Raw genomic sequence first — 14,896 nt, 5'->3', positions numbered from 1 at the left:
GAGTGGCCGCTGACGTGGAAGAACGCACTTTCCGGTGACTGAGGAACCGTTTGGTGACCAAGGAGTTCACGACACCACCCTCACTGCGGCGAGCCGGAGGCCGAGATGCGTACGCGGTCGCTCTCGCCGTCGGAGAGGAACGCCGCCAGCGCCTGCCCCTCCTCGGTGACCGCTGCGCGGTCGGCGCGGGGGAGACGGCCCAGTGGGGTGACCGTCACGGTTTCTGCCTCAACCGTCCAGGTGGCGGCGACCCGGCCGTCGACCAGGACGACGCGGGCGCCGGCGACCGACAGGCCGCGGTGGGCGTCGTCGATGATCCGGGTGCGGTCCTGATAGCCGAGGATCGCGTTGTCGAACGCCGGCAGGAACCGCACCGGGGCAGGCGCGTCGGGGTCCGGGCGCGGCGCGTCGGGGAGGTCGAGCAGTTCCCGGCCCCGCTCGTCCCGGAAGGTGATCAGCTCCCCGCGCAGGGCGGTGACGGCGGCGGGCAGACCGGCGAGACCGCACCAGGCGCGCAGGTCGGCCGAGGCTGCGGGGCCGAACGCGGCAAGGTAGCGCCGCAGCAGCGCCTGTCCCACGGGATCGGAGCCGTCCGGGGACGGAGGGTCGACCTCGCGCTCCAGCCAGGACGAGAGCGGGGCGTTGCGCACTCCCGCCTTCGTGCGCCAGAGCCCGCGCGGCGGCATCTGCACCATCGGGACGACGGCCATCAGCATCTCCCCGAGCGCCCGTGGCCCCGGCTCCGGCCAGCGCTCGGCGAGTGCACGCGCGAGTTGAGTCATCGAGCGCGGTTCACCGTCGGCCATGACCTTCCGGCCCGCTGCCGCGAGCTCGTCGAGGTCCGTCCCGTCGAGTTCGTTGCGGTATACCCCGAGCACCCGTTGGCGCAGCATCGTGTCGTGGCGGGCGCGCCAGGCCAGGGCGTCGTCGGCGGTGACGAGGTGGACGGTGCGGCGCATGAGGTGGGTGCGCACCACGCGCCGCCGGGCGAGATGGTCCGATAGTTCCGCCGGGTCGAACGCCCGCAGCCGCGACCAGAGGCCGAAGAACGGCTCCTGCGGTTCCTGTGCCTGGAGACCGCCGAGGTGCGCGACGGCGTCGAGGGCCGGTACGTCGGACCGCTCGAGGAGCAGTTGCCGGGCGAGCGTCGCGCGGTTGAGCGCCCGGTTGTCGAGAACGGTCATAGGAGGCCTCCTGCGGCGTGTGAGGTACCCGGCGCCACGGCCCGGTCGATCCTTCGGTCAGTTTCATGCTTCCGGCCGTCGAGCGCCTCGCGCAGGATGTCCGCGTGGCCGGCGTGCTGGGCGGTCTCGGCGATGACGTGCATCAGCACCCCGCGCACGCTGCGTACGGCTCCCGGCTCGTGCCAGGGGGCCTCCGGCAGCGCGTGCCTCACCGAAAGGTCGGGTACGGAGGCGATGATCTCCTCGCTGCGGGCGGCGACTTCCTCGTAGCGCGCGAGGATGGCGGCCAGCGTCTCGCCGGGCAGCATCCGGAAGCCGTTCTGGTGGTCGATCGCCCACTGCGGGAACTCGCGGGCGGTACCAGCAGCGAGGTCGTCCCAGGTGACACCGTCGGGCAGGTCGTAGCGCATGGCCGCCGGGCCGTCGACGACGAAGCGCAGCCATCCCTCCTCGACGGACGCGACATGCTTGATCAGCCCGCCCAGGCACAGCGTGCTGACGGTCGGCCGCTGACCCGCCTCCTCGTCCCCGATCCCACGCACCGTATTGGTCAGGGCCGATCGCGCTGTCGCGAGCCCGGCGAGCAGGTCGATGCGCTCGGCGTCGAGCGCCGAGGTGGGCGAGGTCGGTGAGGCGGGCGTGGGTGTGGTGGTCACTGTGGTCGGGCCTTCCGGTCGTGCTCGGTGTCTGGCAGGTACGACCTTCGCAAGAGAAGCGGTCAGGTTGTGGCCGCTTCTCTTGGCAAACTGAAGCCATGCCGAAGACCTCAGGGCGACTGCTCTCGCTGCTCTCGCTGCTCCAGGCGCGCCGGGACTGGCCAGGGGCGCTGCTGGCCGAGCGTCTTGGCGTCAGCCCACGCACCGTACGCCGTGACGCCGATCGCCTTCGCGAGCTCGGCTACCCCGTCGTGGCCGTCAAGGGGCCCGACGGGGGCTACCGCCTTGACGCGGGCACGGAACTGCCCCCGCTGCTGTTCGACGACGAACAGGCCGTCGCCCTCGCCGTCGCCCTCCAGATCGCCACCACCACCGGCGCGGGCATCGAGGAAGCCGCGGCGCGTGCGCTGACCACGGTCCGGCAGGTCATGCCGGCCCGGCTCCGCCGCCGCATCGACACCCTCCAAGTGACCGCCGTCGAGCGGCCCTCCGCCTCGCCGAACCCACAGGTCTCCGGCAACGTGCTCATGGCCCTCAGCACCGCCGTGCACGCCCGGGAAGAGCTGCGCTTCGATTACGCCCCCGTCTCCCCGCAGGCGGCCACCGACGACGGTCGAGCCGATCCCCCTCCGCGCCGGGTGCAGCCCCACCACCTCGTCACCTGGGGCTCGCGCTGGTATCTGGTCGCCTGGGACCTCGACCGCGAGGACTGGCGCACCTTCCGCGCGGACCGGATCACCCCGCGCACCCCGACGGGGCCCCGCTTCACCCCGCGCGAAGTGCCCGGCGGCGAGGTGGCCGCCTTCGTCGCGGGCAGGTTCCAGGGCTTCGACGGCTCGGGCCGGCCCTGCCGCGGCGAGGTGATCCTCGACCTGCCCGCGGCCGCTGTGTCGCGCTACAGCCGCGAGGGGGTCGTCGAGGAACTCGGCCCGGACCGCTGCCGACTCGTCCTCGGCTCATGGTCATGGCCCGGTCTCGCCGCCGCCATCGGCGGGTTCGACGCCGACATCGAGGTCGTCGGCCCGCCTGAACTCAAGGCCGCCTTCGCGCACTTGGCCCGCCGTTACGCCGACGCCGCCACCGATGCGCCTACTTGTTCGGGTCCCGGAAGCGGCCGAACGCCTTTGTCAGGGCGCTCAGCGGCGAGCCGTCCGCCTTGACGTGCCCCGGCGCGGGAGGCCGGGGCACACCGTCGCCACCGGTCACCTCGGCCAGCGCGGCCTGCGCCGCCTCGGCCGCCTGCTGGTACAGGTCACGGGAGTTCGTCATGGCTTCGAGAGCCTCGGCGTACTTCGTGACCATGCCCTGGGCGTGGATCAGCTCCTCGTCCGGGGTGAGCAGGTGCCAGCCCTGGCGCAGCCGGGCCAGTGCCCGCTCGGCCTCGACGGGCAGCGGGCGCGGCAGCGCGGCGAACTCCTTGATCCTGTCGAGGAGTTCGGTGGGTTCCGAGCCGTCCAGGAAGACGGTGCGCACCGTGAAGCGCTCCGCGTCGTACCCCTCGGTCTGCGGCGCCGTGGGCAGGATGACGGCGCCACCGCGCGGCATCCGCACGCCCAGCTCCCGCTTCATCGCGAAGTCGGCGATCTGTGCCTGCTCCGGCGTGCCCCGGTGCTCGATCACCCGGTGCCGCAGGCTCGGCGGCAGGAACGTCGAGACCGGCTGCTGCCCGATCGCGTCCGGCGTCATCGCCTCGTGCACCACGAGGTGGATGAACCAGCTCTGCCGTGTGCAGTCCCGCAGCCAGTGGCGCAGCTCGTCGTCGTCCTTCGGCAGGTGGTTCGCCGTCCGCAGGCGCACGCCCGGCACCGTGTCGTGGTCCCAGGGGACACGGTCGCTGTCGGGCCAGAACATGAGGGCGGGCGAGGGCCAGCGCGCGTCCCACGCCCGTTCCGCCTCGGCGGCGATGACCCAGGTGACGCCGTCGGCTTCCTTGCGGCGGGTCTCGGGGTCGTACAGCGTCAGCTGCGCGCGGACCGTGACGTCGTCGGCCACGCGCCAGCGGGCCTCGAAGAGGCGGCGGGCCGACGGTCCGGGGTCGGCGGACTCGTCCCGCGGGTGCAGGACGGTGGAGCGGGCCGCTTCGACGGGGTCGAGGTCCAGGAAGTCGTCGAGCACCCCGGCCGCCTTGAGGGCGATCAGGTTGCGCCGGACGTCCTGCTCGGGCTCGGGCCCGAGGTGGCGCCCGCGCCCCAGCCACGCGGTGTCGGGGGCGGTGGTCGTGGAGCTGCTTTTCTTGGCCATGGAGTCGTTCTGTGAGTGATGGGGGCCCGACCAGTATGGCCCTTGGACCTGAGCAAGGAAGCGCTACCCCGCCTCGGCTTCACCACGCCGACATCTCCGCACCGAACACGGATCGGCAGCGCCAGGACCGATGAGTATGGGTGCGACACGCTGTCTGAAGAGTGGTGGGACGGACACGTCCCCCGGTCGAGAAAGTGGTGCGCGATGAGGTTGGTACTGCAGGAGTTCCTGTCCCTTGACGGCGTCTGCCAAGGTCCGGGGGCGCCGGACGAGGACACCAGTGACGGGTTCACCCGGGGCGGCTGGTTCGTGCCGCATCTGGACGAGGAGTTCGAACGGCTGGCCGGCACCTGGCTCGGTCGGGCGGACGCGTTCCTGTTCGGCCGCCGTACGTATCTGAACTTCGCGCGGGACTGGCCGAAGATGACCGAGCACCCGTTCGCCGCCATCTTGAACGGTCTTCCGAAGTACGTTGCCTCGCACAGCCTGACCTCGGCCGAGTGGGACCCGACCACGATCCTGTCCGGCGACATCCCCGCCCAGGTCGCCGAGCTCAAGCGGCTGCCCGGCCGCGAACTGCAGATCCACGGCAGCGGACGCCTCGGCCAGTCCCTGCTGGCCGCCGGCCTGGTCGACGAACTGCGCCTCGCGATCGCCCCGGTGGTCGTGGGCACGGGCCGCCGCCTGCTCCCGGACGGCGGCGCGCCCGCCGGTCTGCGGCTCCTGAGCAACGAGACGACACCGGGAGGTCTGGCGATCCACGTCTACGAATCGACGGGACTTCCGGAGTACGGGACGTACGGGGCCGAGGCGTAGGACCGGAGGATCAGCCTTCTCGCTTCAGGCGTACGACGACGGGGGCGCCGAAGGGGTCTCCCGACTGGTTGACCTGGACGTGCCCGGCGCCCAGCCACTCGCCGGTGCCCGGCACGCGGTGGATCTCCTCCAGCCACAGCGACTGGTTCGACCCCTTGCGGGCGCCTGTCGAAAGGGGCAGGCGATGGCGCTTGATCTTCACGCACCGTCCGTCGTCGGTCATGTACCAATTGCCGTCGAGGAACAGGCCCTTGTCGTCCTGGCCCACCGGGGTGCGCCTCGCGCATCCGCCGGGCGCGCCCTCCTGCTCGACCCACTTCGAGCCGTCCCAGCGCAGCTGGATGAACTCGTCCGCGGGTTCGTTCTCGACCTCGCCGTGGTTGAAGGAGTTGCTGCCGTACGCGCGCACCTCACCGCTGTCGAGCGCGAAGACCTGGCCGAGGCCGGCGCTGGGTTCCGGCGGCAGGGGCTCCTCGAAGCGGGCCTGCGGAGTCTCCACCGCCTTCCAGGAGGTGCCGTCCCAGTGCATCGAGGCGGGCTGGCTGTATCCGTCACCGGAGCCTTCGATTTGGGTGCCGGGACCGGTGGAGCGGCTGCCGACCGCCCAGACGTCGTCCGGCCCCACCACGGCGAGGTCGGAGGCTCCGTACGGCAGCCGGGTCGTGGTCCAGCGGGTGCCGTCCCAGTGCTGGGCGGTCCGCTCGCTGTCGAGGGCCCAGATGTCGTCCGGGCCCGCGGCTTCGAAGTCCCCGACGTTGCCCGGCGGGGGGCTGGGCACCGTGGACCAGCGGGTGCCGTCCCACTGGGCCCAGCGTCGCACGGCGGCGCCGTCTTCCGAGCCCTGCGGCCGCAGCCACAGTGCTTCCCCGCCGACCTCTTCGAGCAGTGGCGCGTAGGTGCTGTCGCCGAGAGCTTCGGGGAGGGGCTCGCGCTTCCACTTCGTGCCGTCGTAGTGCAGCAGGTGGGCGTTGGACTCGCCGTTGTTCTCGGTTCCGACCGCCCAGATGTCGTCCTCGGCCAGGACGGCGACGTCGGCGAGGTCTCCGCTGTAGTCCGCGATGTGCTCGAACTCCCAAGTGAGGGAGCCCGCGGGGCTTTTCGGCCGGTCGTCCTTGCCGGCGGATCCGGCGGAGCCCGTGCCCGGCGAGCCGCCCGGCTCGGAGTCCGTGCCGCACCCCGCAGCGGTGAGCACAACGGCCAGCATGACGCCGGCCACCACTGCCTTGCACCTGATTCCCGCAACGCCGCGAATGATCGCTCCCCCTCGTCCCACCTCAGCGAGCGGGCAGCCTACCTGCCCGTCAGCCCGTCGGCCCACACCAGCCGCGCGTCCCGACCGTCCTGCGGCTGTGAGGCCATCACCCCGGATACCTTCCGCGGCCATGGACACCCTCATCTTCGGCGGCCTCCTGGCCACCCTGTACGCGCTTCACCGGCAGCGGTCACGGGCCGTGCTGCTCGGCGGTTGGTGGATCATGCTCGTGCTCACGATCCTCCTCCTCGCCCATCACATCACCAGCAGCCTCAAGTTGGGGTTGAGCTACTGATGAGCATGCTGGCGGCCCCGCTGCCGGGCACCGAGCGCTCCACTGTGCTCGGCAAGGTCCAGTACTGGTTCGCCTGCTTCTTCGCCGTCGGCTGGACCGGTGTCGTCTGCGGCGGGCTCGGCGTGCAGTTCATCTCCTGGGACTACCCCTGCCCGCTGTGCATGGTGCAGCGCATGTTCATGCTGCTCGCCGCGCTCGGAGCCGCGTACATCGTGCGTCGCGGCATGACCGGCACGGTCACGGGCCGCGACTACATGATGGGCTGGGGACTTGCTCTGGTCGCCGTGATGTGCGGCGCCTTCGCGTCCTGGCGGCAGACGATGCTGCATATCCTGCCGGGCGACAAGGGCTACGGCTCCCCCGTGCTCGGTCTGCACATGTACGTCTGGGCCTGGATCCTCTTCATGGCCTCGGTGGTGGCGATCGGCATCGTGATGGCCTTCGCCCACTCCACGGCCGATACCACGGTGCCCACGTCACTGGTCTACGGGATGGCCGGTCGGGCCGTGCTCGGCTTCCTCGCACTGGTGATCGCGGTGAACCTGGTCGCGGTCTTCCTCCTGGAAGGCTTCCACTGGTTCCTGCCGGACGCCCCTGACCGCTACCGCTTCTTCTACGACGTCGGGATCATGGACTGAGGCGCCCCACCGCCCCGTCAGGGGGCAGGTGAGGCGCCTCGGTCAGGCTCGGCAGCCTAGAAGTCCATGTCGCCGCCCGGCTTGCCGCCGGGCTCGGAGCGCCGGTGTTCCTCGACCCTCTCGACGTCGCTCTGCTCGTCCTGCCTACGGGGCTGCTGCTTGCTGCGCTCCTGGTCGCGGACGGCGCGGCGCTTGTCCCGGGGAGACTGACGCTTACCCATGGTCGTTCCTCACTGTCGGTGCACGCACCTTTGCGTGCAGTAACCGTTCCAGTGCAACCCCGCCCCCGGCAGCTGGCCGTTACATGTACCCGTCCCGGCGTTGGTCGACTGCGATAAGCCCTGGTCAGCGCCTCGACGCGCTAGGCCGCTTCGTAGTGGTGGGCACGACCGCCCCGCCACTTCACCCACGCCGGGTCGTCGAGCAGCACTTCCGCGTCCGGCAGCCCGGCCCGGCGCAGGAACTCGATGACGTCCGCGTCCGAGTGCGCGAGGCCGAGGATCTCTCCGCGCGCCGTCACTCTGCGCCCGCCCGTCGGCGAGAGCGCGTGGACGATTATCGGCGCGGTCTGCATGTATCCAGGGTGCTCCGTGTCGTCCGCGCCGGCACTCCGAGCGGCGGGAACCGCCTATGCGCCGCCGGCCGCCGCCACCCCCGCCGCCTGAAACGTCTTCCGGTACACCTGCGGCGAGACCCCGATGGCCGCCTGCAAGTGCTGCCGCAGCGACGTGCCGGTGGCGAAACCGACCTCCGCGGCGACCCGGTCGACCGACAGGTCGCTGGACTCCAGCAGATGCCGGGCCCGGTGCACCCGCTGCTGGATCAGCCAGCGACCGGGGCTCGTGCCCGTCTCCTCCTGGAAGCGGCGGGCGAAGGTGCGCGGGCTCATCCGGGCGTGCGCGGCCAACTCCCTCAGAGCGAGCGGCCGGTCGAGGTGCTCCAGGGCCCAGGCGCGGGTGGCTCCGGTGCCGGCGGCACCCTCGTCCGGGATCGGCTGTTCGATGTACTGGGCCTGGCCGCCCTCCCGCCACGGGGGCACGACGCAGTGCCGGGCGACCCGGTTGGCGACCGCGCTGCCGTGGTCGGAGCGCACCACGTGCAGGCACGCGTCGACCCCGGAGGCGGCCCCCGCCGAGGTGAGCACGTCGCCGTCGTCGACGAACAACACGTCGGGATCCAGGTCGACTTGGGGGAACAGCTTCCGGAAGTGGTCCGCGAGCGCCCAGTGCGTCGTCGCGGGCCGCCCGTCCAGCAGGCCGGCCGCGGCGAGCGTGAACGCCCCCGTGCAGATGGACACGAACCGCGTGCCGGGCCTGATCCGGGCGAGCGCGTCGCGCACCGGCTCCGACAGCTCGGCGGCAATGAGCCGCAGGGCGTAGGGCGGCAGTACCACCGTGTCCGCGCTCTCCAGCGCCTCGGGGCCGTGCCCGACGGTGATGGTGAAATCGGCGTCGGTGGCCACCGTGCGGTCCTCCGTCGCCGCGCAGGTCACCACCTCGTAGGCCCCGGGGACCAGCGGGAAGACCCTGTTCGGGATGCCCAGCTCGAAGGGGTAGACGCCGTCGAGAGCGAGGACGACCACGCGGTGCGGGGGGCCTGCGAGGAGTTCCATCGACATCAAAGCCATGGCACGATCCTATCGCTTAATGGCAATCGTGCCATTGCCCAGGTCAGGCCCTTGCCGCACGCTGGACCCATGACCAACAACACCGCGTCTCAGCCCACAGACCCGACCCGCTCCACCCAGCCGACCATGAAGGCCATCAGCCAGGACGCCCTGGGCGACCCCGGCGTACTGAAAGAGATCGAGGTTGCTCGCCCCGAGCCCGGCGTCGGGCAGGTCCTCGTGGCCGTGCACGCGGCGGGCGTGAACCCGACCGACTGGAAGCACCGCAGGTTCGGCGCCTTCCTGGGCGAGCCGCCGTTCACGCTCGGCTGGGACGTGTCGGGCGTCGTCGAGGCGGTCGGCATCGGCGTCTCGCTGTTCGAGCCGGGCGACGAGGTGTTCGGCATGCTGCCATACCCGTACGGGGCCGGTTCGCACGCCGAGTACGTGACCGGACCCACCCGCGCCTTCGTGCCGAGGCCCGCAGGATTGAGCCACGTCGAGGCGGGCGCCCTGCCGCTGGTCGCGCTGACCGCCTGGCAGGCCCTGGTCGACAACGCCCAAGTGGAGGCCGGCCAGCGGGTGTTGGTGCACGCGGCGGCCGGTGGCGTGGGCCACGTGGCGGTGCAGATCGCCAAGGCGCGTGGCGCGTACGTCATCGGCACGGCCTCAGCCGCCAAGCATGACTTCGTGCGCGGCCTGGGCGCGGACGAGGTCATCGACTACCGCTCCGCGGACTTCGTGAAGGACGCTCGTGACATCGACGTGGTCCTCGACCCGCTGGGCGGCGAGGACCGGCTGCGCTCCCTGGAGGTGCTGCGGCCGGGCGGCATCCTGGTGTCGATCCTGCCGGGCAACTTCGGCGAAGTGGCCGAGCGCGCGGCCGAGTTGGGCGTGCGGGCCACGGACATGCTGGTGGAGCACGACCAGGCCGGCATGGCGGCGATCGCGGCCCTCGCCGAGTCCCGACGACTGCGGGTGCACGTCTCGGACACGTACCCGCTCGCCGAGGCCACCAAGGCGCACGCGGAGGGCGAGACGGGCCGGGTCACGGGGAAGCTGGTGCTCACGGTCCGCCCGTAGCCGCCCCGCGACGGCGCACGCCGACCTGGCCCCGCCGAGCCTCCAGCCTTCCAGCCGCGGCCTGTTCGACGGCTACGACACCGAGCGGGCGGCACCGATCCGGTGCCGCCCGCTCCGTCTCGCGGCTCCGTCTCGCCGCACGGTCTACCCGTAGAAGTCCGGCCGCTCGACCAGCTCGACCTCGATGCGCCCGCCCTCCCGCTGGGACACCACGCCCGCCTCGCACACGGCCGCCGCCGCATAGCCGTCCCAGGCGCTCGGGCCTGTGGCCTCGCCCCTGCGGGTGGCGTCCACCCAGGCCTGTACCTCGCGGTCGTAGGCGTCCTCGAAACGCTCGACGTAGTCCGGCGGGACGTGCCCTCCCCAGCGGCCGTCGGTGCTCACGCGGGGCCCTTGTTCGTCCCCGATGCGTACGGTGCCCCGCTCGCAGACCGCCTCGGCCTGGACCTGGTAGCCGTAACCGCAGTGACCGAAGATCTCGACGTCGACGAGCGCGCCCGCCGTGGTCTCGAGGAGGACGAACTGAGGGTCGTTCATGCCCGCCGGGGCGAGCGACGACGCCATCGGCTTGTGCACGGTGACCGCCGCGATCTCCTGGTCGAGCAGCCAGCGGGTCGCATCCACCTCGTGGGCGACCGAGCTGGTGATGAGCATCTCGTCGGTGAACCCGGGCGGCATGGCCAGGTTGCGGTGGCGTTGGTGCATCATCAGCGCCCTGCCCAACTCGCCGCTGTCGAGGAGCCCTTTGAGCTTGACGTACTCGGCGTCGTAGCGCCGCATGAAGCCCACCTGGATGCGCCGATGTCCGAGCCGCCGCTCCGCCTCCATGACGCGCAGGGAAGAGGCCGTGTCCGGAGTCATCGGCTTCTCGCACAGCACCGGCAGGTCGCGACCGAGGGCTTCGGTCAGGGCCGCCTCGTGGGCAGGGCCGGGGGAGGCGATGAGTACGGCATCCACCTCTCCCGAGGCCATGGCGGCCGCCGGTTCGGTGTAGGCCGTGCACCCGTCGATCGTGGCGGCCAGGGACTTCGCGCGCTCCGCCTCGATGTCGGCGACGGCCGCCACCCGCGCCCCGCTGATGACCTCGTGGAGCCGGCGTACGTGGTCCGCGCCCATCTTTCCGGTGCCTATGACGGCCACACCGAGTCCTCGCTGAGATGGCATGACGGTGGTGTCTCCCCTCCTGGTGAAGGACGTTCCCGCACCTCATCTCCAGCGAGAGAACCCTCCGTTGGGCCGCACCGTCAAGGTCGGTCGAGGAGGCCGAAACCGCCCCTTCGGCCCCAGCGAGCACTGCCGACCCCGTTTACCGACCCGCCCGGCCGGTCACTCGGACCGCCCGAGGACATCTCGAAGTCACGTCGTCAGGACGGGAGTACGGGCAATGAAGTGGTGGAGGCAGGACGCGGCGTGCGCGGAGGAGGATCCCGAACTCTTCTTCCCCGTGAGCGCCCTGGGCGCCGGTGCGACGCAGACCCTGCGCGCCAAGGAGGTGTGCGCACGCTGCCCGGTACGCACGGAATGCCTGCAGTGGGCCCTGGACACCCGCCAGCAATCAGGCGTGTGGGGCGGCACCGACGAGACGCAGCGCACGGCGATGCTGCGCCGCCTCGAGGCCCGGCGCCAGATGTCGTCGTCGCGGCACGCTCAGGGGTGAGGGTGTCCCTGGTCGGGGTCGTCGTCGGGGGTCTGCCAGGTGGTGCCGCGCTGGGCTTCGCCGCTGGCGGGGTCGGCTTCGTAGGCGGGTGTGGTGGGCTCGGTGCGGCGGGCCGCGCGGCGCCGTCCGCTGACGAACATGGCGAGCAGTCCGACGACCACGGCGATGCCGACGATGATGAAGATCAGCGCGCCGCCGCCCTCGATGGCCAGAACGGTATAGCTGTGAGTGCTCATAGCACTCATGTACCCCATATGGGGAGAAATCGCTCCCGTCGGTGGGACGGGTTCGCCGAGGCGTCCGCCCGAAGCCAGCAACACAGCGCGACGTGAGGCCCGGCGGTGGGGATGATGGAGCCGAAGGGATCACGGGCGCGGGCCGCTGACGCGGGTCGTCTTCCGGCCCACAGGGTCGGGCGCCAGTAGCCCAAAGGGGGTGGGGCGTCCATCGACCTCAGAACGGTACGAAGATGAACAGCGATAAGGCACCTGCAAGCCGGAACGTAGTCAGCGGCTCGGTCTTCGGCGCACCCTGTTGGGTCAGCTTGACCACGCGTGATCTAGCGGCCGCGGAGGAGTTCTACCACGCGGTACTGGGATGGGACTGGCGCATCGGAAAGCTGGGCGATCAGTACAGATTTGCGAGTGTGAACGGAGTTCCGGTGGCGGGTGTCTCCGCCGTGGAGGCCATGGGGCGGACGGCCGTCGCCTGGACCCCCTTCTTCGCCGCGTCCGACGCGAACGAGACCGTGGCCCGCAGCCAGGAGCGCGGGGGGACGACCGCCGTGGGGCCCATCTCGTTCCCTCCGGGGCGTGCGGCTCTGCTGGCCGACCGCGAGGGAGCGGTCTTCGGCATCTGGGAGGGCGAGCTGGTGGCCGGCTGGGAGGAGTGGCGCAGCGCGGCACCGGTCTTCGTGGAGCTCTACACCCGGGACGCCTTCGACGCGGCCATCTTCTACGCGGAGGTACTCGGCTGGGCGTCCTCGGTCGCGGGCTGCTGCGAGGTCCACTACGAGGACGAGAGGGTCGTCCTGCGCAGCCAGGGCGACATCGTGGCCCGCATCCACTCGGGCGCGGTGGAATCCGCGCCCGATCCGGAGATCCGGCCCCACTGGCAGATCCACTTCACGGTCGACGACGTGGATGCCTGCGCCCGGGCCGCGCGAGCCCACGGCGGCAGTGTCCTGCAAGGCGCGGCGGGCGCGACGGAGGCGATCCTGAGCGATCCGGACGGGGCGCGCTTCGTGGTGAACTCCAAACCGGCACGGTGAGAAGCCGCCGGGGCGAGGTCGCGGATGGCGCCCGGCTCAGGGCTTGAGCAGCGTCTTGATCATCCCGTCTTCCTTGTCCTGGAACATCTGGTACGCCTTGGGACCGTCCTCGAGGGTCATGTGGTGGGTGGCGAAGGCGTCGACTCCGAGCGGGTCCTCGTCGGTGAGGAGCGGCAGGATGTCGTCCACCCAGTGCCTGACGTTGGCCTGCCCCATGCGGACCTGGATCTGCTTGTCGAACATGGTCAGGAGCGGCATGGGGTCGAGCGCGCCGCCATAGACACCGGAGACGGAGATGGTGCCTCCGCGCCGGACGATGTCGATCGCCGCGTGCAGGGCGCCAAGACGGTCGACTCCGGCGCGGTCCATGAGTTTCCCGGCCACGGCGTTCGGCAGCAGGCCCACGCCCCAGTGGGCCGCCTTGGCCAGGGGCGCGCCGTGTGCCTCCATCCCCACGGCGTCGATGACGGCGTCCGTGCCACGCCCGTCCGTCAGGTCACGGATCGCGTTGCCGAGGTCCTTGCCGTAGCGGCGCAGGTCCAGGGCCTTGACGCCCTCGCCGTACGCGCGGCTCAGCCGCTCGGGCACCAGGTCGACGCCCACGACGAGGCTCGCGCCCCGGTGGAGTGCGATGCGCGCTGCCATGGCGCCGATCGGTCCGAGTCCCAGGACGGTCACCGTGCCGCCGGGCGGGATGTCGGCGTACTCCACTGCCTGCCAGGCGGTGGGGAGCACGTCGGAGAGGAAGACGAACCGGTCGTCCGGCGGGCCCGTGGGCACCTTGATGGGCAGGGTGTTGCCGAACGGCACCCTCAGGAGTTCCGCCTGCCCGCCGGGCACCTGTCCGTAGAGCTTGGTGTATCCGAAGAGGGCTGCGCCCGTGCCGCGCTCCTTGACCTGGGTGGTCTCGCACTGCGACTGCAGACCTCGGTCGCACATGAAGCAGTGCCCGCAGGAGATGTTGAACGGCACAACCACTCGGTCGCCCGCCGACAGTTCGGTGACGTCCGGGCCGACTTCCTCGACGATCCCCATCGGTTCGTGCCCCAGGATGTCGCCGGGGTCGATATAGGGCCCCAGGACCTCGTACAGATGCAGGTCGGATCCACAGACGCCGGTGGACGTCACCCGCACGATGACGTCGGTCGGGTCCTTGAGGACGGGGTCGGGGACTGTCTCGACACGGACGTCTCGCTTGCCGTGCCAGGTGAGTGCGCGCATCGGGCTCTCCTCAAGTAGCGGTGGCGCTCAGCCCTCTGCGGGTCTCCCGTGAGGGCGGTCGTCAGGCCTACGTACGTTCTCTCAGGCGCCGGGCGGCCGCGGTCACACCGCGCGCGTGACGGGCGAGTCCCGCCCACGGGTCCTTGTCGAGGCGGTCGCCGAGGTCGGTCACTGTCCAGCGGCGGGCGGTCAGCTCGGGTGCGTCCAGTTCGTCCCAGCTCAGCGGCACGGCCACCGGGGCGCCCGGCTTGGAGCGGACGGCGAACGGAGCGACCACGGTCTGGGCGTAGCCGTTGCGCGCGACATCCAGATACAGCCGCCCCTTGCGTGCGTCCTTGCGGGGCTCGGTCGTCAGCTCCTTCTCGTGCCGCGCCGCCAGCTCCTGCGCGGCGGCGCGGGCGAACGCGAGCACGTCGTCGGCGTCATCGCGCCGGTTCAGCGGGACGACGACGTGCAGACCGCGTGAGCCCGTGGTCATCAGGCCCGATGGAAGGTCCAGCTCGTCGAGCAGCTCGTGCAGGCGGTGTGCCGCACCGCGTACGGGCTCGAAGTCGTCGGCGGGCGGGTCGAGGTCGAAGACCAGGCGGTCGGGGCGGCGCGGCCGGTCGGCGCGGCTCAGCCAGCGGTGGGGGGTGATGCATGCCTGGCCCGCCAGATAGACCAACGTCGCCGTGTCGTCACAGACCACATGCGTCACCTCGCCGCCCTCCTTGGCCACCGTGGCGCGGTTGATCCAGTCGGGGAAATAGTCGGAGACCTCCTTCTGGTAGAAGCGCTCTCCGTCGATCCCGTCCGGCATCCGCTCCAGCATCAGAGGCCTGCCGCGCAGTTCGGGCAGCATGCGCGGTGCCACACGCCGGTAGTGCTCGGCGAGATCGGCCTTGGTGATGCCGTCCTGCGGGAACAGCTCCTTCTCGGCTCGCTTCACCTCGATCTTGCGTCGTCCGACCTGTAGGTCAACGGTGGAGCTCACTTCG

Annotated in this window: 18 protein-coding genes; 7 read left to right on the top strand and 11 right to left on the bottom strand. The window is 71.2% G+C overall.

Going from position 1 to position 14,896, the window contains the following annotated elements:
- Positions 1-80: 80 nt before the first annotated feature.
- Positions 81-1,184, bottom strand: a complete 1,104-nt coding sequence (locus E5671_RS42610) for a winged helix DNA-binding domain-containing protein (RefSeq protein WP_160509554.1) — start codon at positions 1,182-1,184, stop codon at positions 81-83.
- Positions 1,181-1,840: a mycothiol transferase gene (locus tag E5671_RS42605; RefSeq protein ID WP_160509553.1), complete on the bottom strand. Its 660-nt coding sequence runs from the start codon at positions 1,838-1,840 to the stop codon at positions 1,181-1,183. Before E5671_RS42605 ends, E5671_RS42610 begins: the two co-directional genes overlap by 4 nt.
- Before the next feature lie 98 nt (positions 1,841-1,938).
- Here E5671_RS42605 and E5671_RS42600 point away from each other — a divergent pair, with 98 nt between their 5' ends.
- Positions 1,939-3,000: a helix-turn-helix transcriptional regulator gene (locus E5671_RS42600; RefSeq protein WP_160509552.1), complete on the top strand. Its 1,062-nt coding sequence runs from the start codon at positions 1,939-1,941 to the stop codon at positions 2,998-3,000.
- On the opposite strand, the gene E5671_RS42595 is transcribed toward E5671_RS42600, so the two are convergent.
- Positions 2,930-4,081, bottom strand: a complete 1,152-nt coding sequence (locus E5671_RS42595; protein WP_160509551.1) for a hypothetical protein — start codon at positions 4,079-4,081, stop codon at positions 2,930-2,932. The genes E5671_RS42600 and E5671_RS42595 overlap by 71 nt on opposite strands.
- Positions 4,082-4,285: 204 nt before the next feature.
- On the opposite strand from E5671_RS42595, the gene E5671_RS42590 reads away from it, so the two are divergent.
- Complete coding sequence (locus E5671_RS42590) at positions 4,286-4,897, top strand: dihydrofolate reductase family protein (protein ID WP_160509550.1); 612 nt, start codon at positions 4,286-4,288, stop codon at positions 4,895-4,897.
- A gap of 10 nt (positions 4,898-4,907) precedes the next feature.
- Here the strand turns inward: E5671_RS42590 and E5671_RS42585 are convergent, their stop codons facing one another.
- Positions 4,908-6,101: a hypothetical protein gene (locus E5671_RS42585; protein WP_160509549.1), complete on the bottom strand. Its 1,194-nt coding sequence runs from the start codon at positions 6,099-6,101 to the stop codon at positions 4,908-4,910.
- Positions 6,102-6,279: 178 nt separating this feature from the next.
- Here E5671_RS42585 and E5671_RS45640 point away from each other — a divergent pair, with 178 nt between their 5' ends.
- Entirely contained in the window at positions 6,280-6,444 is a 165-nt protein-coding gene (locus E5671_RS45640) for a DUF5993 family protein (protein WP_202121475.1), read from the top strand.
- Positions 6,444-7,082, top strand: coding sequence for a disulfide bond formation protein B (locus tag E5671_RS42580; RefSeq protein ID WP_160509548.1), 639 nt, complete (start codon positions 6,444-6,446; stop codon positions 7,080-7,082). Before E5671_RS45640 ends, E5671_RS42580 begins: the two co-directional genes overlap by 1 nt.
- Before the next feature lie 56 nt (positions 7,083-7,138).
- Here E5671_RS42580 and E5671_RS42575 read toward each other — a convergent pair whose 3' ends face one another.
- From E5671_RS42575 to E5671_RS42565, 3 genes are all read right to left on the bottom strand, one after another.
- Positions 7,139-7,303 (bottom strand): hypothetical protein, encoded by a 165-nt coding sequence (locus tag E5671_RS42575; protein WP_160509547.1) that lies wholly within the window; start codon positions 7,301-7,303, stop codon positions 7,139-7,141.
- Positions 7,304-7,443: 140 nt separating this feature from the next.
- Positions 7,444-7,656: a hypothetical protein gene (locus tag E5671_RS42570; RefSeq protein ID WP_160509546.1), complete on the bottom strand. Its 213-nt coding sequence runs from the start codon at positions 7,654-7,656 to the stop codon at positions 7,444-7,446.
- A gap of 54 nt (positions 7,657-7,710) precedes the next feature.
- A complete protein-coding gene (locus E5671_RS42565; RefSeq protein WP_237330367.1) occupies positions 7,711-8,709 on the bottom strand; it encodes a GlxA family transcriptional regulator in 999 nt (332 codons plus the stop codon).
- Positions 8,710-8,778: 69 nt separating this feature from the next.
- Here E5671_RS42565 and E5671_RS42560 point away from each other — a divergent pair, with 69 nt between their 5' ends.
- Positions 8,779-9,771 (top strand): NADP-dependent oxidoreductase, encoded by a 993-nt coding sequence (locus E5671_RS42560; protein WP_160509545.1) that lies wholly within the window; start codon positions 8,779-8,781, stop codon positions 9,769-9,771.
- Between the two features lie 144 nt (positions 9,772-9,915).
- Here E5671_RS42560 and E5671_RS42555 read toward each other — a convergent pair whose 3' ends face one another.
- Positions 9,916-10,935 carry a Gfo/Idh/MocA family protein gene (locus E5671_RS42555; RefSeq protein ID WP_160509544.1) on the bottom strand — a complete coding sequence of 340 codons (1,020 nt, stop codon included), beginning with the start codon at positions 10,933-10,935 and terminating at the stop codon, positions 9,916-9,918.
- A gap of 220 nt (positions 10,936-11,155) precedes the next feature.
- Between E5671_RS42555 and E5671_RS42550 the strand changes: the two genes are divergently transcribed.
- A complete protein-coding gene (locus E5671_RS42550) occupies positions 11,156-11,428 on the top strand; it encodes a WhiB family transcriptional regulator (RefSeq protein ID WP_160509543.1) in 273 nt (90 codons plus the stop codon).
- Here E5671_RS42550 and E5671_RS42545 read toward each other — a convergent pair.
- A complete protein-coding gene (locus tag E5671_RS42545) occupies positions 11,419-11,664 on the bottom strand; it encodes a DUF6479 family protein (protein WP_160509542.1) in 246 nt (81 codons plus the stop codon). The two genes, E5671_RS42550 and E5671_RS42545, sit on opposite strands and share 10 nt — an antisense overlap.
- A 233-nt stretch (positions 11,665-11,897) precedes the next feature.
- Here E5671_RS42545 and E5671_RS42540 point away from each other — a divergent pair, with 233 nt between their 5' ends.
- On the top strand, positions 11,898-12,698 hold the full coding sequence (locus tag E5671_RS42540) for a VOC family protein (protein WP_160509541.1): 801 nt from the start codon (positions 11,898-11,900) through the stop codon (positions 12,696-12,698).
- Between the two features lie 36 nt (positions 12,699-12,734).
- Here E5671_RS42540 and E5671_RS42535 read toward each other — a convergent pair whose 3' ends face one another.
- Complete coding sequence (locus E5671_RS42535) at positions 12,735-13,919, bottom strand: zinc-dependent alcohol dehydrogenase (protein WP_160509540.1); 1,185 nt, start codon at positions 13,917-13,919, stop codon at positions 12,735-12,737.
- A gap of 67 nt (positions 13,920-13,986) precedes the next feature.
- Entirely contained in the window at positions 13,987-14,892 is a 906-nt protein-coding gene (gene ligD / locus E5671_RS42530; RefSeq protein WP_160509539.1) for a non-homologous end-joining DNA ligase, read from the bottom strand.
- Between the last annotated feature and the right edge of the window lie 4 nt (positions 14,893-14,896).

It is taken from the genome of Streptomyces sp. BA2, from assembly GCF_009769735.1.
In the GTDB taxonomy this organism is placed as follows: domain Bacteria; phylum Actinomycetota; class Actinomycetes; order Streptomycetales; family Streptomycetaceae; genus Streptomyces.
This window is presented reverse-complemented; position numbering and strand designations above follow the sequence as displayed.